At 41.9% G+C, this 20,372-nt stretch carries 23 protein-coding genes and 2 pseudogenes; 6 read left to right on the forward strand and 19 right to left on the reverse strand.

The annotated features are described in order from the left end of the window. Positions 1-21: 21 nt before the first annotated feature. From alr to nrdR, 15 genes and pseudogenes are all read right to left on the reverse strand, one after another. On the reverse strand, positions 22-1,125 hold the full coding sequence (gene alr, locus ACVC7S_RS06105) for an alanine racemase (RefSeq protein ID WP_447266543.1): 1,104 nt from the start codon (positions 1,123-1,125) through the stop codon (positions 22-24). Beyond that, positions 1,115-1,477 carry a holo-ACP synthase gene (gene acpS / locus ACVC7S_RS06110; protein ID WP_447266590.1) on the reverse strand — a complete coding sequence of 121 codons (363 nt, stop codon included), beginning with the start codon at positions 1,475-1,477 and terminating at the stop codon, positions 1,115-1,117. Before acpS ends, alr begins: the two co-directional genes overlap by 11 nt. 45 nt (positions 1,478-1,522) lie before the next feature. Next, on the reverse strand, positions 1,523-2,554 hold the full coding sequence (locus tag ACVC7S_RS06115) for a 3-deoxy-7-phosphoheptulonate synthase (protein WP_000864036.1): 1,032 nt from the start codon (positions 2,552-2,554) through the stop codon (positions 1,523-1,525). Between the two features lies 1 nt (position 2,555). Beyond that, entirely contained in the window at positions 2,556-3,587 is a 1,032-nt protein-coding gene (locus ACVC7S_RS06120; protein ID WP_447266544.1) for a 3-deoxy-7-phosphoheptulonate synthase, read from the reverse strand. A gap of 79 nt (positions 3,588-3,666) precedes the next feature. Then, positions 3,667-6,180 carry a preprotein translocase subunit SecA gene (gene secA, locus ACVC7S_RS06125; protein ID WP_447266545.1) on the reverse strand — a complete coding sequence of 838 codons (2,514 nt, stop codon included), beginning with the start codon at positions 6,178-6,180 and terminating at the stop codon, positions 3,667-3,669. Positions 6,181-6,311: 131 nt separating this feature from the next. Next, complete coding sequence (locus ACVC7S_RS06130) at positions 6,312-7,067, reverse strand: DNA alkylation repair protein (RefSeq protein ID WP_447266546.1); 756 nt, start codon at positions 7,065-7,067, stop codon at positions 6,312-6,314. A 143-nt stretch (positions 7,068-7,210) separates the two neighbouring features. Continuing rightward, positions 7,211-7,501: a hypothetical protein gene (locus ACVC7S_RS06135; protein ID WP_447266547.1), complete on the reverse strand. Its 291-nt coding sequence runs from the start codon at positions 7,499-7,501 to the stop codon at positions 7,211-7,213. 19 nt (positions 7,502-7,520) lie between these two features. Beyond that, entirely contained in the window at positions 7,521-7,859 is a 339-nt protein-coding gene (locus ACVC7S_RS06140; RefSeq protein ID WP_049537130.1) for a hypothetical protein, read from the reverse strand. 123 nt (positions 7,860-7,982) lie between these two features. Further along, positions 7,983-8,579: a LemA family protein gene (locus ACVC7S_RS06145; RefSeq protein WP_000812473.1), complete on the reverse strand. Its 597-nt coding sequence runs from the start codon at positions 8,577-8,579 to the stop codon at positions 7,983-7,985. Positions 8,580-8,734: 155 nt separating this feature from the next. Then, positions 8,735-9,586 carry a TPM domain-containing protein gene (locus tag ACVC7S_RS06150; RefSeq protein ID WP_447266548.1) on the reverse strand — a complete coding sequence of 284 codons (852 nt, stop codon included), beginning with the start codon at positions 9,584-9,586 and terminating at the stop codon, positions 8,735-8,737. A 227-nt stretch (positions 9,587-9,813) separates the two neighbouring features. Then, entirely contained in the window at positions 9,814-11,124 is a 1,311-nt protein-coding gene (gene der / locus ACVC7S_RS06155; protein ID WP_084971241.1) for a ribosome biogenesis GTPase Der, read from the reverse strand. Between the two features lie 13 nt (positions 11,125-11,137). Further along, positions 11,138-11,850: pseudogene (locus tag ACVC7S_RS06160) on the reverse strand (NADPH-dependent oxidoreductase). Then, positions 11,847-12,743: a primosomal protein DnaI gene (dnaI, locus tag ACVC7S_RS06165; protein WP_000446492.1), complete on the reverse strand. Its 897-nt coding sequence runs from the start codon at positions 12,741-12,743 to the stop codon at positions 11,847-11,849. The pseudogene ACVC7S_RS06160 and the gene dnaI overlap by 4 nt, the downstream one beginning before the upstream one ends. Beyond that, a complete protein-coding gene (locus ACVC7S_RS06170) occupies positions 12,744-13,907 on the reverse strand; it encodes a DnaD domain protein (protein WP_447266549.1) in 1,164 nt (387 codons plus the stop codon). It lies immediately after the preceding gene. Next, entirely contained in the window at positions 13,908-14,381 is a 474-nt protein-coding gene (gene nrdR, locus ACVC7S_RS06175; RefSeq protein ID WP_001203676.1) for a transcriptional regulator NrdR, read from the reverse strand. Between the two features lie 140 nt (positions 14,382-14,521). On the opposite strand from nrdR, the gene ACVC7S_RS06180 reads away from it, so the two are divergent. From ACVC7S_RS06180 to ACVC7S_RS06190, 3 genes are read left to right on the forward strand one after another with little or no spacing between them, the layout of a single operon-like run. Beyond that, positions 14,522-14,887: a GntR family transcriptional regulator gene (locus ACVC7S_RS06180; RefSeq protein WP_096406266.1), complete on the forward strand. Its 366-nt coding sequence runs from the start codon at positions 14,522-14,524 to the stop codon at positions 14,885-14,887. 4 nt (positions 14,888-14,891) lie between these two features. After that, complete coding sequence (locus ACVC7S_RS06185) at positions 14,892-15,587, forward strand: ABC transporter ATP-binding protein (protein WP_447266550.1); 696 nt, start codon at positions 14,892-14,894, stop codon at positions 15,585-15,587. Positions 15,588-15,602: 15 nt separating this feature from the next. Then, complete coding sequence (locus tag ACVC7S_RS06190) at positions 15,603-16,331, forward strand: hypothetical protein (RefSeq protein WP_447266551.1); 729 nt, start codon at positions 15,603-15,605, stop codon at positions 16,329-16,331. Positions 16,332-16,362: 31 nt separating this feature from the next. On the opposite strand, the gene ACVC7S_RS06195 is transcribed toward ACVC7S_RS06190, so the two are convergent. Continuing rightward, complete coding sequence (locus ACVC7S_RS06195; protein ID WP_447266552.1) at positions 16,363-17,058, reverse strand: LrgB family protein; 696 nt, start codon at positions 17,056-17,058, stop codon at positions 16,363-16,365. Then, a complete protein-coding gene (locus ACVC7S_RS06200) occupies positions 17,055-17,429 on the reverse strand; it encodes a CidA/LrgA family protein (RefSeq protein ID WP_000781325.1) in 375 nt (124 codons plus the stop codon). Before ACVC7S_RS06200 ends, ACVC7S_RS06195 begins: the two co-directional genes overlap by 4 nt. A 196-nt stretch (positions 17,430-17,625) precedes the next feature. Between ACVC7S_RS06200 and ACVC7S_RS06205 the strand changes: the two genes are divergently transcribed. From ACVC7S_RS06205 to trxA, 3 genes are all read left to right on the forward strand, one after another. Further along, positions 17,626-18,006 (forward strand): MarR family winged helix-turn-helix transcriptional regulator, encoded by a 381-nt coding sequence (locus tag ACVC7S_RS06205; protein ID WP_447266553.1) that lies wholly within the window; start codon positions 17,626-17,628, stop codon positions 18,004-18,006. A gap of 100 nt (positions 18,007-18,106) precedes the next feature. Beyond that, positions 18,107-18,328: a DUF4649 family protein gene (locus ACVC7S_RS06210; RefSeq protein ID WP_000570263.1), complete on the forward strand. Its 222-nt coding sequence runs from the start codon at positions 18,107-18,109 to the stop codon at positions 18,326-18,328. A gap of 14 nt (positions 18,329-18,342) precedes the next feature. Further along, complete coding sequence (gene trxA, locus ACVC7S_RS06215; protein WP_001029581.1) at positions 18,343-18,657, forward strand: thioredoxin; 315 nt, start codon at positions 18,343-18,345, stop codon at positions 18,655-18,657. A gap of 94 nt (positions 18,658-18,751) precedes the next feature. Here trxA and ACVC7S_RS06220 read toward each other — a convergent pair whose 3' ends face one another. Next, positions 18,752-19,420 (reverse strand): MIP/aquaporin family protein, encoded by a 669-nt coding sequence (locus tag ACVC7S_RS06220; protein WP_042902662.1) that lies wholly within the window; start codon positions 19,418-19,420, stop codon positions 18,752-18,754. Between the two features lie 218 nt (positions 19,421-19,638). Next, a pseudogene (locus tag ACVC7S_RS06225) lies at positions 19,639-19,995 on the reverse strand (hypothetical protein); the annotation flags it as partial. Positions 19,996-20,372 lie beyond the last annotated feature (377 nt).

The raw sequence follows: 20,372 nt of genomic DNA on the forward strand, positions 1-20,372 counted from the left end.
GCTCCCCCTCCTTTCTTTGTTTTAATAATATTCTCGTGGAATGCGATCGCTGAGAAGACAAACCACCTCATAGTTAATGGTTCCACGGTAGGCCGCTACCTGAGTTGCTGTGATTTCCTTATCTCCGTCGGAGCCAATCAAGGTTACCTTGGTCCCTAGCGGGTAAACCTTAGGCAATCGAATGGTGATTTGGTCCATCGAAACCCGCCCAACAATTGGACAAGCTTGTCCATCTACCAAGACGGAGAAATTCTGCATATCTCGTGTCCAGCCATCCGCATAGCCGATTGGTACCGTCGCAATGACTTGCTCACTATCCGCCTGATAAGTTGCTCCATAGCCCATGCAAGCTCCAGATGGAACTGTTTTGACATGAACAAGGGCAGATTGCAAGGTCAAGGCTGGTGTCAGGTCGTAAGGCAGGTCCAAAACCTCTCCGCTGGGATTCAGGCCATACATGGCGTCTCCCATACGCACTGCATTGAAAATAGTCTCTGCATGCCAAAGAGTCGTGGCAGAATTGCTGGCATGGATCAGCTCTGGCACTTCCTTCATGCTTGACAGAATAGTCTTAAATCGTTCCAACTGGGTATTAAAGTAGGTATCTGATGCTTCATCTGCCGTCGCAAAATGGGTAAAGATCCCCTCAACACGAGCACCCTCTTGCTTGAGCAAGTCTTGAGCCTCTTCAGCTTCACTAGCTTCTCGAAAACCAATTCGTCCCATTCCTGAGTCAATCTTGAGGTGAGCCGATAAGCCAGCTAGGTTAGCACCAGTAGCTAAGAGTGCTTGAATCCACTCCAGTCCAGCCACCGTCAAAGTGATGTCGTATTCTTTAGCTAGACCAATAGCTTCTATTTCAGAAACTCCTAAGATAAGGATTTTCTTGCTAACTCCAGCCTGACGAAGTTCAATAGCTTCATCAATATTGGAAACGCAAAAGCCGTCGACATCGTCTTGGATAGCTGTCGCAATAGCTACAGCACCATGTCCATAGGCATTGGCCTTGACCACTGCCCACTTGAGCGTTCCTTCAGGGATATGAGCCCCCATCTGTTGGATATTTTTTCGAATGGCTCCCAGACGAATCAGAGCCTTGGTCGGTCTATGTGGACTAGCTTTCATGATTTTCCTCCAAAATGACACTGGCTGTCACAAACTGCTCTGTGTGGCTGATCGATAGCCAAATCTTTCCTGAAAATGGTGCCTGACTAAAATAGGGAGCCCCTTTTTCGTTGTTCAAGACTTCCAAATCCTGAAAGGTCAGTTTGCCAATACCCGTTCCCAGAGCCTTAGCAAAGGCTTCCTTAGCCGACCAACGACCTGCCAAATATTCAATTTGTCTGCGGCCTTTGAGACTGGTAAATCGCTCCATTTCCTTAGTGGTTAGCACCCGCTCGGCAAATCCTGTATGCCGTGTAACTGCGCGTTCTATCGAAGCCAATTCTTCGATGTCAATTCCATGTCCAACTATCATTTTCATCAAAAGGAGTTGAGATTCCCCCAACTCCATCCCTTTCACTTATTTTGTTAAGGTAGTATAAATTTCGTCTACCAAGGCCACTGTATTTTCCCAACCTAGACAAGGGTCAGTAATAGAGCAACCAAAGACCTCTGGTTGGTTTTGGCGACCATCTGCTAGGTAAGATTCAATCATAAAGCCTCGAACCGTCTTTTTAATCTTTTCATTCCAATCACGATTCAGCAAGGCTTGGCGAACAATGCGGATTTGTTCCATATACTGCTTGCCAGAATTGTCATGATTGGTATCGATGATGATAAAGGGATTTTCAAGTCCCATAGTCTCATAACGGTTGATAGCGTTTAAGAGGGTCTCATAGTAGAAGTTGGGTTCATTTTTGCCATATTCATTCATGGCGCCACGAAGGATCACGTGGGCCAAGGGATTTCCTGAAGTCTCCACTTCTTGACCATGGTAAAGGAAGGTCTGCTTGTTTTGAGCTGCATAGATAGCATTAAACATAACCCCGAGGTTGCCTGATGTCGGATTTTTCATCCCAACTGGAGCATCAATCCCAGAGGCTACAAAGCGATGTTCCTGGTCTTCTACTGAACGAGCTCCTACAGCATGGTAGCTGACCAGATCATCGACCAAAATGAGATTTGACGGATAAAGCATCTCATCAGCTGTCGTCAAGCCCGTTTCGGTAATCACACGGTAGTGCAGCTGACGAACAGCTTGCAAACCATTGATGAGACTAGGAGCCTCGCTAGCATTTGGCTGATGAATCAAACCCTTATAGCCATCTCCATTGGTACGAGGTTTAGCTGTATAGACTCGCATGACGATAAAGATTTTATCCGCAACTTTTTTCTGCAAGTCAGCTAAACGGCGGGCATATTCCAAAACAGCCTCTTCATTGTCAGAAGAGCAAGGTCCCATCACCAAAAGAATTCGGTCATCCTCACCCGAGATGATGGCTGCCAACTCTCGATCTCGTGCTTCCTTATAACGCAAGACTTCAGGTGACAGCTGAGTTGCAGCCTTGATTGCTTCAATATCTATTTCTTGACCTTTTTCGATAAATGCCATCTTATTCTCCTAGCGTTTGGTAGATTTCGCGAACAAGTGCTTCCGTATTGTCCCAGCCTAGACAAGGGTCCGTGATAGACTTGCCAAAAACTTCTGGCTCATTTTGACGTCCATCTTCCAGATAGGACTCAATCATAAAACCACGAACGTATTTTTTGATCTTCTCATTCCAGTCACGGTTGATCAAGGTCTGGCGAACGATACGGATTTGATCCATGTACTGCTTGCCTGAATTATCATGATTGGTATCAATGATGATAAAGGGATTTTCCAAGCCCATCTTTTCATACTGGGCAATGGTATCCATCAAATTGTCATAGTAGTAGTTGGGAATATTTTTCCCGTATTCATTCAAGGCACCGCGAAGAATGGCATGAGACAATGGATTCCCGGTTGTTTCCACCTCTTTACTGAGAAAGAGGAAACTCTGTTTATTTTGCGCTGCATAAATCCCGTTAAACATAACATTGAGATTTCCAGATGTTGGATTTTTAAACCCTGTTGAGAAATCTGCTCCGCTCGCTACAAAACGGTGCTGTTGATCCTCAACTGAACGAGCCCCAACAGCCATATAAGAAATCAAATCATCCACCAAAGGAAGGTTTTCTGGGTAGAGCATCTCATCAGCAGTTGTCATACCCGTCTCGGTAATCACACGATAGTGCAGTTGGCGAACAGCCTTGATTCCATTGATCAAACTAGGGGCTTCTGTCGCGTTTGGCTGGTGAATCAAGCCCTTATAGCCATCTCCATTGGTACGAGGTTTGGCTGTATAGACTCGCATGACCATAAAGATACGATCTTTGACTTCTTCTTGCAAGGCAGATAAGCGCTTGGCATACTCGAGGACTGCCTCCTCATTATCAGATGAACATGGTCCAATCACCAAAAGAATACGCTGGTCTTCTCCACGGATGATGGCTTCTAGTTCTTGATCACGTTGGTATTTTTTCTCATAAGCCAAATCATCTAGTTTTGACAAGGCACGAACTTCTTCAATATTAATTTTAGGACTTTTAGCTTTAAATACCATGATTCATCTCCTTATAAAGCAAACGGACACCAAGTAAAAAATGATTTTCACCAGGTATCCGCCTGTATCTTATCTCATATTATTGTCTCTTACCATGACAGTTCTTGAATTTCTTACCAGATCCACATGGACATTGGTCGTTTCGTCCGATTTGGCTCAAGTCCAAATCTTCTGGAAGATTTGCCTGCTGCGCTGCGATATTACGAGTCGCAGTTGTACTGATATTGTGTTCAACTTGCGGACGTTCTTGTTCATGGATTTGTGCTTTCATCATCAAGCGGGTCACATCGAATTCGATTGAACCAATCATGTCGTTAAACATGCGGAAACCTTCTGCTTGATATTCTACAACAGGGTTGTTTTGTGCATAACCACGAAGGCCAACAGCATTTCGCAACTGATCAAGGGCATCGATATGGTCAGTCCACTTGTTGTCTACAACACGTAGAATCAAGACTTTTTGGAATTCCTTAACTGATTCTTCATCACGCAATTTCGCAACTTGACTATCGTAAACTTTCAAAGCACGTTGGTATAGTTCATCTTTGATAGCTTGGTCTGACAAACCTTCTAGGTCTGAAAGTGAAATGGAATCTTCTGGAAGCAAGTTGTACTTCGCAAAGTTCAAGATTGCTTCGAGTTTTTCATCTTGTTTAGAACGAGCATGTGCATCCACGATACGGCCAATGGTACGACGGATCATAGCATGGATTTCAGGTGCCAAGTCACGATCTGCAGTAATGACATCATAACGTTGCGCATAGATAATCTCACGTTGTTCTCGCATAACGTCATCGTATTGAAGGACTTGTTTACGAGTGTCGTAGTTATTTCCTTCGACACGTTTTTGAGCTGCTTCAACTTGACGCGTTAACATGCGAGATTCGATGGCTTCGTCAGACATATTGAGGCGTTCAAAGACACCTTTCAAACGTTCTGAACCAAAACGTTTCATCAAATCATCTTCAAGAGACAAGTAGAATTGTGACTCACCTGGGTCTCCTTGACGTCCTGAACGCCCACGAAGCTGATTATCAATACGGCGACTTTCGTGGCGCTCTGTACCGATGACACACAGTCCACCAAGTTCGCGAACCCCTTCACCAAGCTTAATGTCGGTACCACGACCGGCCATGTTGGTTGCAATAGTAACCGCACCACGTTGACCAGCGTTCATGATAATTTGAGCTTCTCTATAGTGGTTTTTCGCATTCAAGACTTCGTGAGGAACGCCTGCTGCTACCAATTTCTTAGAAATATAATCACTGGTTTCAACGGCAACAGTACCAACCAAGACTGGTTGACCTTTTTGGTAACGCGCCTTCACATCCTCAATAACAGCCTTGAATTTAGCATCGATACTTGCATAGAGAAGGTCTGAGTGGTCAATACGTTGGATTGGACGGTTAGTAGGGATTGGGATAACACGAATGTTGTAAATTTCGCGGAATTCTTCTTCTTCTGTTTTACCAGTACCTGTCATCCCAGCCAATTTCTTATACATACGGAAGAGGTTTTGGTAGGTAATAGAAGCTGAAGTCTTGGTCTCGTCTTGGATTGACACACCTTCTTTGGCTTCGATGGCTTGGTGCAAGCCATCAGAGTAACGGCGACCTTCCATGGTACGACCTGTAAATTGGTCGACAATCAAGATTTCCTGCTCTTCGCTAACCACATAGTCGATATCAAGGATCATGATATAGTTGGCACGAAGGGCATTGTCAACAAAGTGAGTAAGAGCAACGTTTTCGATATCGTAGAGATTTTCTAGTTTGAAGTAGCTTTCTGCCTTGTCAATACCAGAGTCTGACAAACCGATTGTCTTAGACTGAACGTCAATGATATAGTCGTCCTTGTCCAAGGATTTCACGAAGTGATCCGCCATATGGTAGAGTTGGCTTGTTTCAACTGCGTTGGCACCTGAAACGATCAATGGTGTACGAGCTTCGTCGATCAAAATTGAGTCAACCTCATCGACCAAGGCATAGTTGAGTGGACGTTGTACCATGTTTTCTGCACGAACGACCATGTTGTCACGAAGGTAGTCGAAACCAATCTCTGAGTTGGTTGAGTAGGTAATATCGCAAAGGTAAGCCTCTTTTTTCTCCATTGGAGATTTAGCTGCCAAGTTGATCCCTACTGACAAACCGAGCCATGAGTAGAGCTCACCCATCTCAGTCGCGTCACGTTCTGTTAGGTATTCATTGACTGTAACTACGTGAACCCCTTTACCTGCAAGGGCATTGAGGTACACTGGCATGGTCGCTGTCAAGGTCTTCCCTTCACCCGTACGCATCTCTGGAACGTCACCATGGTGAAGAACAATCCCACCCATGACCTGAACCTTATAAGGGAAAAGCCCGAGGACACGTTTTGCCGCTTCACGTACTACCGCAAAAGCCTCATATAGCAATGAATCAAGTGATTCACCCTTGTTGTAACGTTCTTTAAATTCGTCAGTTTTTGCTTTTAGCTCTTCGTCTGACATCGCAGCCATTTGGCTCTCATAATTAAGAACCTTATCTGCCATCTTTTCTAGACGGCGAAGTTCTCCTTTATCATTTTCAATAATCGTTTTTAAAATATTAGCCATGATTTTCCTTACTTTTAATTCTGAATATTTTAGAATGTTCTTTTCATTTTAGCATATTTACTATTATTTTTCAAGAAAGAATCCTTAATTTACAACGGAAAAGACCAGTCAAAATTCAGCTTTTTTTTGCATCAATCTTCTGTTGCTATTTTTTTGTTTTTTGTTCGTGAGGCATGCTTGATGACCCAGGCACAACTTGGACTCAAATCTTCCTTTTGCCAAGTTTGAAGAATCCTTTCAAACTTATCAGGGTCTTCCTTGTATAAATCATTTAAATTATTGGCTACGCTTTTTTGAATGGACTTGTCTCCATCATCCTTTAGATTGGTCAGAATCGTGGTGAAATCCTCAAAATAATCCAATACCACGGTTTGTCTCTTAGCCCAAGGTAGACGGATACGCATGCACTCGCTAGCAAGTCTACGAACGCGCAAATTTTCATCCTGACTCCATTCTATCAGCAAGGCCATTGTAGCCTTAGGATAGCGAGCCAGTATGGGCCTCATGGAAAATTCTCCGGTAAACCGCTTGGTGAGTTCCTTACTAAAAGCCGCGCTCAATTCAAATTCCTTGTCTCCATATAGCTCTACATATTTACCGATTGGCCAAAGCCAATACCCTTCTGAAAACATGCCTAAACCACCCTCTAGCTCAGGACCTAAAATTTTCTCAAAAACCTTGAGAGAGTCCTGATAAGATAGGGGGAGACATTCTTTGATACTTTTAGCCAAGAGTTCTTGACGTTGGCTAAACTCCAACTCTTCCAAGTCTTTTTCTAGCAACAAGCTGAATTTTTGTCCATCAAAGGCAGGGGACGCTTCTTGCAACCGTCGACTCAAATCCCTAGCATAAGCCAAGTCATAATAATCCTTTACTTTTTTCGCCATTTTTAAATTCCTTAATCTTCTGTTTACGGAACTTATTATATCATATAGATAGCTCGTCAACAAAATCATTTTCACTTCTCAAACTATTTTGTCAAGAAAGTAAAAAGGACTAGAAGCTCGTCTAGTCCACCAATTTTTAATGTTTAATTTCCCAAAAATGCTGGCAATAAGCCAAAGTACAAAAAGAGATTGATCCAGAAGGCCATGCAAAATAGCACTCCAAAGATAAAGAGACTGATTTTTTTAATCAGTATGGAGTATAGAATGGATAAAACACCAAAGACCACGAAGAGTTTTTTCATAACGAAATAATATACCGAAACTCCTCCTATTTGCCAACTCCAAGGAAGAAAAAATACGAGCAACCAGAGGATGCAAAGCGTAAGAATATAGATTTTGTAATAGCTATACATAAATTGCCTTACCTTTGACATCTTAAACCTCCTCTAAAAATTAGCTATTCTGTGATGAGCCTCTGTTATTGATCTGTCTCAGCTTGAACATTCTCTTCAGGCAGACATAGACTTTCCAGTCATTCACAAGAGACAAAAAGACTAAAAGAATCCATATCCCCCACATTGTTAGATCCATGGGATTTTTCAAGACAAAATTGAAAATTAACAAAGAAAAAATTGTAAAAGCGATACTGAACAAAGCCCACAAAGGGAGATATATCCAGTAAAAGTAATAGAAAAACACGAAATATTTACTATCTTTATCCGCCTTCTCAATCCAATGAAAAAAATAAAAGTAAGGTGACAAAATTAATAGTTGCAGAAGTCTTTCTAGCATAGCTTTCTCCAAGATTTCATTTTATTTTATTATACCAAAAAAACCTGGAAAAGGCTTTCCAGGTTTGAGTTTGAAATTACTAGTCATGCTATAGAAATCACTTTATTCATAAACTGATTCACTTTATTGGCTTGATGAAGAAGTTCCAAAATCAACCTTAGGAACTGTCTTGGCTTCTTCTGTTTCTTTAAAGGTTTCCGCTTCTTTAAAGTTCATCATATTCGCAAAGAGCACGGTTGGAAAACTTCTCAGTTTTTGATTGTACTCGGCTGCGACCTTGTTATAATCCTTACGTGCTACAAAGATACGATTTTCACTTCCTGAAAGTTCGACCATTAGTTGCTCAACATTTTGATTGCTCTTGAGTTCTGGATAATTCTCCGTCAAGGAAATCAAGCGAGAAAGAGCTGAGCTCAATTCTCCCTGAGCCTTTTGGTTTTCTTCTGATGTTACTGAGCTACTACCGATTTTAGCTCTAGCATCCGCAATCTTGGTAAAGACTTCTGTTTCATGATTCATCTGTCCTTTAACGGACTCGACCAAGTTACCAATCAAATCTGATCGACGTTGGAGGGCTGTCGAGACATCGGCCTGAGCCTGCTCCACTTTAGTCTGTTCACCAACCAGACCATTATAGGTCGTCACTGCGGAACAACTTCCCAGAACTAGTAGTCCAAAGAAAATCGCCACTATTGAGAGAATTACTTTATTTTGTTTCATATCAAAACCTTAACACTTTCTTTTATCAACTTTTCTGAGATAGGACTCAGATTTTAAATCAATTTCCCAAAGGTTTAGTATCTTACTCTTGATTAAAGAGTCAGTTGTGCCAACTTTAGAGTAGCCTCATCCTATTCCTATCTATCTGTGATGAGTTACCAGCTATCAGACGAACCGCCGCCATCAAAACCACCGCCGTCCCAGCCTCCAGATGAATCAGAGCCAGAGTCAGACCAAGAAGAACCTGAATCTGATGAGTCGCCACCCCACCAGCCACCGCCAGAATCATCGCCATGTGAACCGCCACCACGACCTCCAGATATAAATCCGATGATCATCACAATGAAGTAAATGAGAACTCCAAATCCGATAACTCCGTCGCTCGAACTGCTTTTTCGGTTCCGTTTTGAAGATCGACTCTCAGCGGTATACTTTTCAATTTCTCTTAATCGACTAGAGTTGGTGGTATAGTCGTAACTACTTTTAGAACTTGAAGCAGTCGTACTCGATCCACTATAAAACATGTAGTTGAGATTGTTTACTATCGAGAGAACACCCTTGTTATAGTCACCATTTTGAAAGTAGGGGCGTGCTGTTGTCAAGAACCTGTGAGTCTGATAGTCTGTGATCTTACTGGCAACATTATTACTGGTTTCAATCCGTGATTTTCTATCTTGAACTGCTACCACGATCAAGACACCGTGATTATCTCCCGAATAGCCAATCTTCCAAGCTCTAGCTGTTTCATTGGCAACTGTTTCGATTGTTTCTCCATTTAGGCTTTTCACAACGTAAACGCCCATTTGGAATTTTTCTGCTTTTTTACTATTGACATTATTCAATTCCCGAATCTGACTAATTGTCGCGTCAGTCAGATAGTGATCTGGGTCATAGATCCCGTACTCAGGTTTTTCAGGTGCTGTGAATGCTGACAAGAAGAGAAAGACCATCAGCAGTCCAAGCAAGCGAACCAACAAACTATGTTTAAATAATCTGCTTCTTTTCATAATAACCTCCCTGATAAAGGAAAATTGATTTAAGGAATTATAGCATTTTGATTTTTACAAAAAAAGTGCAATTTCATTACAAATAGGTTACAAAAACCAGGAAAATGATTGAATTTTGATGACAGATTCTCCTCCAATTTGGCAGGTTCTTTTCTCCCCTCTTAGATAGAAAAAAGAAGACTATGAAGTCTTCTTTTAGTTTGTTTTTGTAGAAAAACAAGCAAAGGTTACTTGCGTTTTCTTGCAATCAAATGAATCGGGGTTCCTTCAAAGACAAAGGCCTTGCGGATTTGATTTTCCAAGAAACGCAGGTAAGAGAAGTGCATGAGTTCTTCTTCGTTGACAAAGATGACAAAGGTTGGTGGCTTGGTTGCCACTTGAGTCGCGTAGAAGATTTTCAGGCGTTTTCCTTTATCTGTCGGTGTTGGATTGATAGCAATGGCATCCATGATGACATCGTTCAAGACAGCTGATGGGATACGCGTGTTTTGACTTTCGCTGATTTGCTTGATCATCTCTGGCAGTTTGTGGAGACGTTGCTTAGTCAGAGCTGAAACAAAGACAATCGGTGCATAAGGTAGATATTGGAACTGCTCACGGATATCTTCTTCCCAGTTCTTCATGGTGTGGTTGTCTTTCTCAAGAGTATCCCACTTGTTGACCACAATGATCATTCCTTTACCCGCTTCATGGGCGAAACCTGCGATACGCTTGTCGTACTCACGAATACCTTCTTCGGCATTGAGAACCATCAAGACCACATCGGAACGGTCAATAGCACGCATGGCACGCATGACAGAGTATTTTTCTGTATTTTCATAGACTTTACCAGACTTACGCATACCAGCTGTATCAATCATGGTAAATTCTTGTCCATCTGCATCTGTAAAATGGGTATCAATGGCATCACGCGTTGTTCCAGCTACTGGACTGGCAATCACGCGATCTTCTCCCAAAATGGCGTTGATCAAACTGGATTTTCCAACGTTAGGACGGCCAATCAAGCTAAATTTAATGACATCTGGATTTTCTTCTTCAACTTCATGTGGTAGATTTTCCACGATGGCATCCAGTACATCACCCGTACCAATACCGTGGACAGATGAAATTGGCAACGGTTCACCTAAGCCTAGTGCATAGAAATCAAAGATATCATTTCGCATCTCAGGATTGTCAACCTTGTTAACTGCTAGGATAACAGGCTTATGGGTTTTATAGAGTTTGCGAGCTACGTACTCGTCCGCATCTGTAATCCCTTCTTTACCAGAAACGACAAAGACGATGACATCTGCTTCTTCCATGGCAATTTCTGCCTGATGTTTGATTTGCTCCATGAAGGGAGCATCGACGTCGTCAATCCCTCCAGTATCAATCATACTGAAAGAACGGTTGAGCCACTCACCCGTTGCATAGATACGGTCACGTGTCACACCCTCGACATCTTCTACGATTGAGATTCGCTCACCAGCGATTCGGTTAAAGAGGGTCGATTTCCCAACATTGGGACGCCCTACAATGGCAACAGTTGGTAAGGCCATGTTTTCTCACTTTCTAAAATAACTTTTTCTGTTCTAGATTCTTCCGAGTTGAACTAGGTTCGGCTTGGCCAAACTGCTCTGCCAAACGCTGACTCCAAGAGGTCGTCGCACGCGCACCAGCATAGTCTGCCTGTACTTGGTCATAGTCCAAAATCGCTTCAACTGGCTGTTCTTGGTATTCTTCTTCAAATACCACTTGCTTCAAAGGCAGTCTTGGTTTGACATCGTGTTGTTGATCTGGCAAGCCAAGGGCAATCCCAAAAACGGGGTGGTATAGTCAGGCAAGTTAAAAAGCTCTGCCACTTCTTCCGACTTGTAACGAACCAAACCGATAATCACACCACCATATCCCAGACTCTCAGCCGCAAGCAAGGTATTTTGCCCAGCAAGAGCAGCATCCACAGATGTGATGAGGAGACCTTCCACTCCTTGGGGTTGGAAAGTGTCCGTATGAAGGCTTGCTCCCTTTTCAGCTCGGTTCAAATCACCAACAAAAAGCAGGAAAGCAGCTGACTGGCGAATGGCTTCCTGAGGAACCAGTTCATATAAGGCATCTTTCTTCTCTTGGCTGCGTACAAGAATCACAGAGTAGGATTGGAAATTTTTCCAAGATGACGCCATTTGTCCAGCAGTCAAAATCTCGTCCAAGTCCGCTTGAGGAATTTCTTGCTCCTTAAAGCGACGAACTGAAGTATGGGCTTTCATCAGTTTAATGGTTTCTGTCATCGACGATTTTCTCCTTCTAGTCTCGTTTCCTCAGCCAAATAACGAATCCTTTCCATGACCCGTCTAGCTTCCCAAGTCTCATCATTTCCATTCTTTCCTTTGGCAAAATGTTTTTCCAAATCTTGAAAATTAAAGTTGGAAGTAAAGAAGGTCGGCAAATCTTCCTGCATACGATACTGGAGAATAACTTGGAGAATCTCATCACGCACCCAAGGGGTGGACTGTTCTGCACCAATATCATCCAAGACCAAGACTTCTGCTAACTTGATCTCATCCACCAAAGTCTTCACAGATCCTTCACCGATGGCATTTTTCACATCAATGACAAAACTTGGATAGTGGAGAATGGTTGTTGAAGCACCACGTTTTTCAGATAGGTCATGGGCTAGGGCCGCCATCATGAAACTCTTACCGACACCAAAATCTCCGTAAAGATAGAGGCCTTTTCGGATACTTGGATAAAGGTCAACAAAGGCATAGAGTCTCTCAAAAATCGGCAAACGTCCTAGATCATCCAGGTCAATCTGAGCCAATTTCGCTTTCTTAAGACTTGCTGGTAGATTAATCAACTTGAGACGATTCTTGATGGCCGCCTCTTTTTCAGCCGCGATTAGTTCTGGTGTTTCTTCATAAGATACATCTGCATAGCCGTGATTCATGACCAAGATAGGCTTGTAGCCACGCGCTATATAGTCAGCATCCCCACGAAGAAACTTGTCCCGTTCTGTGATATATTGGTTGAACTTGGAAATGCTACGATTTAACTCCTCTTGGCTGAGGGATTCTTTCTGGATAAAAGCCGCTACATCGGGGTCCTTCATGATCTGCTGGACCAAGTCCTGATACTGAAAACGACTTGTCTGACGTTTGATTACATCACCAACACTTTCCATCTAGTCTCCTCCTTCTTCTAATCGGGCTAACATTTCTTGTTTTTTACGTTCTAGTTCCAGACGAGTTTCCTCACTGGTTTGATTCTTGTATTCTGGATTACTCCACTTAGGAACATTTGTCTTAGTTGAGCTAGTTTTTGATTTTTGGTCTTCCTGGCCTTTTTGCTGACGCTCTCGAATCCGAAGCACAGCTTCTTCTGCTGTTCGAATTTTTTGGTAAGCATAGTCATTTGCGACCTTCATGGCATATTTTTCATTGACATTTGCCGAATCAACCTTGTTAAAGGTTAGAAGTAAGACGATATTGATGACTTCGTCCAACAAGCCTAAAGACTCTATCTGGTGAAGGAGCTCCCTTTCACTCTGGGTGATGTACCCTTTGCGCTCTTGTTTGAGGACTTGCAAAAAATCTCGGGGAGTTTTACTCTTTGCTTCCCTGATAATGGCCATTTCTTTGAGGCTAAAGTCAGAAGATGCTGGTTTTTGTGCTATCTTTTCACGCATGCGTTTGACTGAAATAACCTGAGCCACCGCTGTCGCCTTGGCTAATTGATAGGTTTCAAACCAGGTCCACTTTTTTTCATCTGCGATGGCAAACAATTCCAAAACATCCGCCTGCTCGTTTTCAAAACGCAAACCATCTCGAGCCATCAGGCGCTGAAAATGTTCCAAATCAAAATCATTTTTCATCTTGCTTTTAGACTCGCTTGGAGTCACTTCTTCGGTCAGATTTGGAAATACTTGACTCAAAGAAACAGAGAGTACTTCTCCCTCACTTGGAGCCTGCTTCATAGCAGAAACAGCTGTATCCCCTATCTTTTTCTCCAACAGTCTGCTATAGACAGAATGACTTAAAAAATCCTGAATAGGTAGGGGAGAATGAAGCTGCAATTCATAGGTTTCTCCCTTCTGATAAAGGGTCAACAAATCCAAAGCAGATAAGACTTTAAGGGATTGGAGTAAGGTCGGCATGCCAAAGTTTAAGTGGTTGAGGATATGGGAAAAGAGATGCTCCTTTTGCCCTCCATCCCAAAAGGTAATGGCATATAGATAGAGGCTCAGTGCCTCCTGACCGATAATCGGGAGGTAGCACTGCACCAGAGAAGAGGTATCTTGCGACACCCGATTATTCTTTAGAAAAGAAAAACGGTCATTTGGTTTCATCTATTTTTCCTTTTTCTTCTTAGAGGACTGGGTAATTTGCTGGAGCAGACTCTCCAACTCACTCACATCCTTAAAGCTACGGTAAACACTGGCAAAACGAACATAGGTAATCTCATCCAGCTCTGCCAATTCTTCCATGACTAAAGAACCAATGTATTCACTTTGGATCTCATTCTCACTGCGACTACGGAGTTTTTGCTCGATACGATTGACCACCATGCCGATTTCATCACTTGAAACAGGGCGTTTCTGGGCTGAGCGGATAATCCCATTAAAGATTTTATCTCTCGAAAACTGCTCTCGCGTACCGTCTTTTTTTACGACAACTAGCGTTCTTTCTTCTACTCGTTCATAGGTTGTAAAACGATGCTGACACTCATCGCACTCACGTCTTCGACGGATGGTATTTCCTTCTTCGGCTTGTCGACTATCAACAACACTCGACTTGGTAGCCCCACATTTTGGACAACGCATGCATTTCTCTCCTTGTCGTTTTCTTTTCATTATACCATTTTTTGAGCAATTCCCAAAACAATTCTTATTTTTACTTGACAAGTTTTTTGTTTTATTGTATTATTTGATTAGAACAAGCAAGACAAAGAAAGGAGACTATGATGTCCTGGTCATTTGATAATACAAAACCGATTTATTTACAGATTATGGAAAAAATCAAATTACAGATTGTTTCCCATGAACTGGAACCTAACCAACAGCTCCCAACCGTGAGAGAACTGGCGAGCCAGGCTGGGGTCAATCCCAATACCATCCAGCGCGCCTTGTCTGACCTTGAACGTGAAGGATTTGTATACAGCAAGCGGACAACTGGTCGTTTTGTCACCGAGGATTTGGACCTCATCGTTCAGTCCCGCAAACAACTTTCCGAGGAGCAACTGCAACACTTCGTCTCTTGCATGCTCCAATTTGGCTACCAAAAAGAAGAGTTGCCAAATGTATTAAGCGACTATATTAAAGGAGTTTAAGACTATGACATTATTAGCACTTGAGAATGTATCAAAATCTTATGGAGGCACTATTGCTCTTGAAAATATCTCACTTGAGATTTCGGCTGGCAAAATTGTTGGTCTCCTCGGCCCAAATGGATCTGGAAAAACGACCTTAATCAAACTGATCAATGGCCTTCTTCAGCCTGATAAAGGACGTGTTCTCATTAACGGATTGGATCCAAGTCCAGCCACCAAGGCGATCGTCTCCTATCTTCCTGACACAACTTATCTCAATGAAGAGATGAAGGTCAAGGATGCTCTAACCTATTTTAAAACCTTCTATCAGGATTTTAATCTCGAAAGAGCCCAACACCTGTTAGCTGATCTTGGCATTGATGAGAACAACCGCCTCAAGAAACTATCAAAAGGGAACAAGGAAAAAGTTCAACTCATCCTGGTTATGAGCCGCGAAGCTCGTCTTTATGTCCTCGATGAACCTATTGGTGGAGTGGATCCAGCTGCCCGTGATTATATCCTCAATACCATCATCAACAACTACTCACCAACCTCTACGGTACTGATTTCAACCCACTTGATTTCAGATATTGAACCTATCTTGGATGAGATTATCTTCCTCAAAGACGGAAAAGTCGTCCGTCAAGGAAATGTTGATGATATTCGTTACGAGTCTGGTGAATCCATTGACCAGCTCTTCCGTCAAGAGTTCAAGGCTTAGATAAAGGAGATTATTATGTTTTGGAATTTAGTTCGTTATGAATTTAAAAATATCAATAAATGGTATCTTGCACTCTACGGTGCTGTACTTGCAATTTCAGTTTTGATTGGAATTTTTATTAGCAGTCTTAGCACTAGTTACAACCCTGATAATACAGGCTATCTCATTTTCTTTTTGATTTTAGTCTTTGGGGGACTCAGCGTCACTCTTTGGATTGCAACAATCTTTTTAATCATCCGAAGATTCAAGGGCAGTGTTTATGACCGCCAAGGGTACTTGACCCTGACCTTGCCTGTCTCTGAGCACCAAATCATCATCGCAAAACTTTTAGGTGGTCTTGTCTGGTCCATCTTAAGCTATATCGTCTTTATCTTGAGTATACTGATTATCTTTTTCTTAACACCAATAGAAAAAGACTTCACTGCCCTCTATAACTTCATTTCCCCTTACCTCAGCTACGGCTGGCTGTATGCCCTATCACTATTTGTCGGGTCAATCGCATGGATTTTATCCATTTACCTCTCCATCTCTATTGGACAACTCTTTAATGAGTATCGAACAGCTATGGGAATTCTAGCCTATATCGTTATTTCAATCGTTATTAGTTATATCACTTTCTTCTTAAGAGTTGACAATGACTTTAACGTGATGGCTGGTACAGAAATCTTGCGCGATCTCGTTCTAGCGACGATCTATTACCTCGGAACCTACTATATCTTAAAAAACAAGGTTAACTTGCAATAAAAAATGCCCAGCTAAAAAGCTGGGTTTTTCTTTAACTCAATATCAAACTGGCTACAAAAGGGCTGACAAAGACATAAAGAATACCAGTAATACCGATAGCCAAGCCACCCATGGCTCCTGCTACAGAGCCGTATCGAAAGGCTGTTCCCGTGCCGACAGCGTGTCCCGTTCCTCCAAGGGAAAGGCCTACAGCCACTGGATCATCAATCTTCAACCACTTCAAAAGAGTTGGTCCGATAACACTGGTCAAAATCCCAGTCGCCACTACGACGACCAAGGTCACAGTCGTCAAACCTTGCAATTTTTCTGTGATCCCCACTGCCATGGCGGTTGTCACTGACTTGGGAAAGAGAGAAATGGCTAGGAAGAAGTCCATGCCAAATATTTTCGCTACTATGGCAGTAAAGCAAGTATTGACAACTACTGCTAACAGACTACCAAAGAGAATACTCCGAGCATGGTGCTTCATCAGGTGAAAACTCTTGTAAAGCGGAATCCCTAGAGCCACGGTCGATGGGACTATCAAGTTGTTCAGATAAACCCCACCTTGATAGTAGTCTTGGTAAGAAATACCAGTCACCTTGAGAAAAATAATGATAAAAACAGCTGACAAAAGCAAGGGCGTTGTCAAAGGATGGGGAAAACGTCTGTGAATCAACATCCCTACTAGATAAGCTAGGATAGATAATGCAATCCCAAACAGAGGATTGGAAACAAATTCGCTCATTTAGCATCTCCTTTCTCATAATCTCCCTCAAATCGTCTCTTGATAAACTGAACCACTAGGGCGATGAGGATAATGTTGATGACAGCCGCAAAAAAAACAATCAAGACGATAGGCAAGAGATAGGGAGCAATCACATCAAACTTCTCCATGATTCCCACTGCTGGCGGCAAAAAGAGAATGGTCATATTGGCCAGCAAGAAATTCCCGACCATATTGACATGCCTAGTCCTTAGCCACTTGAACTGTAAGGCTAAAAAGAGAATAATCAAACCAATAATACTGCCTGGGATGGGCAGATGAAAGAAACTAGAAATTCCCTCTCCGATTAGAGAAATCACAAAGAGAATCATTAATTGAACATATAATTTCATCCTAAACTCCACGAAATAGACTTCTTGCATACCAGTTTACTCTTTTTTCAGAAAATTTCAAGGAAATATTGAAATTCTTCTCTCTTGCAAGAATTAGTTAAAAGTAGTATAATCATTGCATGCGCAATCATCTTGTGTTGTAGAGACAGTCAGTAATGACTTTGTGATTTTTACTTTGAAAAGAAAGGAGAAAGCAATGACCTATTTGGAAAAGTGGTTTGACTACAACCGCCGTCAAAAGGAAATGGAAGCCATGTTAGAAGAAACCATCGCCCAGCAGACTGAACAAAGGTTGACCTTAAAAGAGTTTTACCTACTCTACTATCTGGACCTAGCTGATGAAAAATCCTTACGACAGATTGACCTACCAGATAAACTCCATCTTAGTCCGAGCGCTGTTTCTCGAATGGTTGCCCGACTAGAAGAGAAAAACTGCGGTTTGCTTAGTCGCCGATGTTGTGATCAGGATAGACGGGCTAGTTTTATCTGCCTGACTGACGAGGGACAAACAACCCTAGCTTACCTGCAAAAGGCCGTCGAAGAAAGTCTGGAAACGAGTCTTGATTTCATTTCGTAATCAGATTTTTTAAAAAAGTTGCGTGCGCAATCATTTTTCTTGACATTCCTCTTTTCAAGGAGTACAATAAAGTCAAGATCAAACAACAAAGGAGTTTTATATGATCGAAATTACCTATCTAGACGCCAGCAAGCAAGAGAGAACCATGACTTTCGAGTCTTACCAAGACTTTGAACGTTCTCAACATGCCTGCCTCATCGGCGTCGCGGATTACTACACTGTCCAAAAATTAACCTACAATGGTCATGATTTGGACTACCATGGGACTTATGGAGATGTCTTCTTCTATCTCATGAAACAAGATTTAAGCCAATACAACTAAAAAGGAGAAATACAATGGCAAAAGCAATTACAGATGCAACATTTGAACAAGAAACAAAAGACGGTTTGGTCTTGGTAGACTTCTGGGCAACTTGGTGTGGTCCATGTCGTATGCAAGGTCCAATTTTGGACAAATTGTCTGAAGAACTTTCAGAAGATGTCTTGAAAATCGTTAAAATGGACGTTGATGAAAATCCAAACACAGCTCGTGCCTTTGGAATCATGTCTATCCCAACCCTTCTCTTCAAAAAAGATGGCCAAGTGGTAAAACAGGTTGCAGGTGTTCACACAGCAGAACAAATCAAAGCCATCGTTGCTGAATTGAGCTAATCACGAAACACTCCCATTCAAAAAGGGAGTGCTTTTTGTTTGCATAGAAAAAGCCCTGTTCCTCAAACTGAGAACAGGACTCTTTTTTCGTTTCTTATTCTTCTGTTCCAAGGCAGTTTTTCGCAACAAGGGCTGCAAGAACACCACCAACGATTGGAGCAAGGATGAAAATCCAAACTTGTTGAAGAGCTGCGCCACCAACCAAGACAGCTGGAGCCAAACTACGAGCTGGGTTTACTGAAAGGCCAGTGATGTTCAATCCTACAAGGATCATAGCCATCAAGGACAAACCGATTACCAAACCAGCAATCGCGCCATTTCCTTTGCTTGCTGATGTTACAGTCATGATAACCAAGACAAACAAGAAAGTTGCGATGACTTCAAACAAGAAACCACCAAAGACAGTGACACCGTTTGCCAAGGCATTTTCACCAAGACTAGCAGTTGACATGCCTGAGTTAGACAAGAGGAAGAATACTGCAGCTGATGCAAGGAAAGCTCCAACTACTTGTCCAAGGATGTAGTTCACAAGCTCTGAAGATGACAAACGTTTGTTTACAAACATAGCGATCGAAACAGCTGGGTTCAAGTGAGCACCTGAAACAGTTCCGATTGAGAAAGCTGCGACTACGATTGCCAAACCAAAGGCAAAAGCAATTCCAAGGTGTCCAAGGCCATTAAGACCATTTCCAAAAACAACGGCTCCTGTTCCGATGAACACAAGCATAAAAGTACCGATTAATTCAGCAACAAATTTTTTCATGATAAGTCTCCTTTTTTCAAACTATGTATTAGTCTATCAGAAGGAGGAAAGGGTTTCAAGAAATTTGATTGGAAATTTCATACATATTGCAATATTGTTTTCAAAATTTGTATATTTTTAATGTATTACAATTAGTTGTAAATCTCTATATTTGATGGTTATACTATACTGAATAAAATGAGAGTTTGTATTAATCTTTTTAAATAGCATAGAACTCTCTATTTAATCCATTCCCCATTGTAATTGACATGATATCCATCAGGTGTAGTTGTATTGACTGCTAAAGCGCCAGAACTATAAGCATAATACCATTTCCCTGAAACAGTGAACCATCCTGTTTGCATAGAGCCTGAGCTATTCAAATAGTACCATGAGCCACTTGATTTGACCCATCCTGTTTGCATATCCCCTGAACCACTGAGATAATACCACGAATTACCTGATTGAATCCATCCAGTCTGCATCCAACCCGAGCGATCAAAATGGTACCATTTCCCATTGATTAGCTCCCATCCATTAGATGTATAGGAACCATTGTTATGTCTATACCACCAACGACCAGATGATTGAATCCAACTTCCTTTTGAAGCAAGTCTTACTTTTAACTTATAGGCTTCAGATACTTTGATGTATTCTTTCTTAGCAGTTTCCTTTTTAACTTTTGCATTTTTTAATTTAGCATTTGCATTTTCAAGTGCTTTTTTTGATTCCTCAAACTTCTGTTTAGCGATAATCAAACTTTTTTTAGCTTCATCGAGTTTTCTTGGAGCATTTTTGAGGATAATGACATCTTGTTGCGCCTTTGTCAAATCCTTTTTAGCATTAGCTAATGACTGTTCCGCATTCTTACTAGCATGAGATTTATTATTCTTGATTGCTTTCAATCGATTTAATTGAGATTCTTGTTTCAAAAATTCAGTTTTAGCAGCACTCAGCAAAGTTTGTTGTTTAC

The sequence above is a fragment of the Streptococcus sp. Z556 genome, from assembly GCF_053010225.1.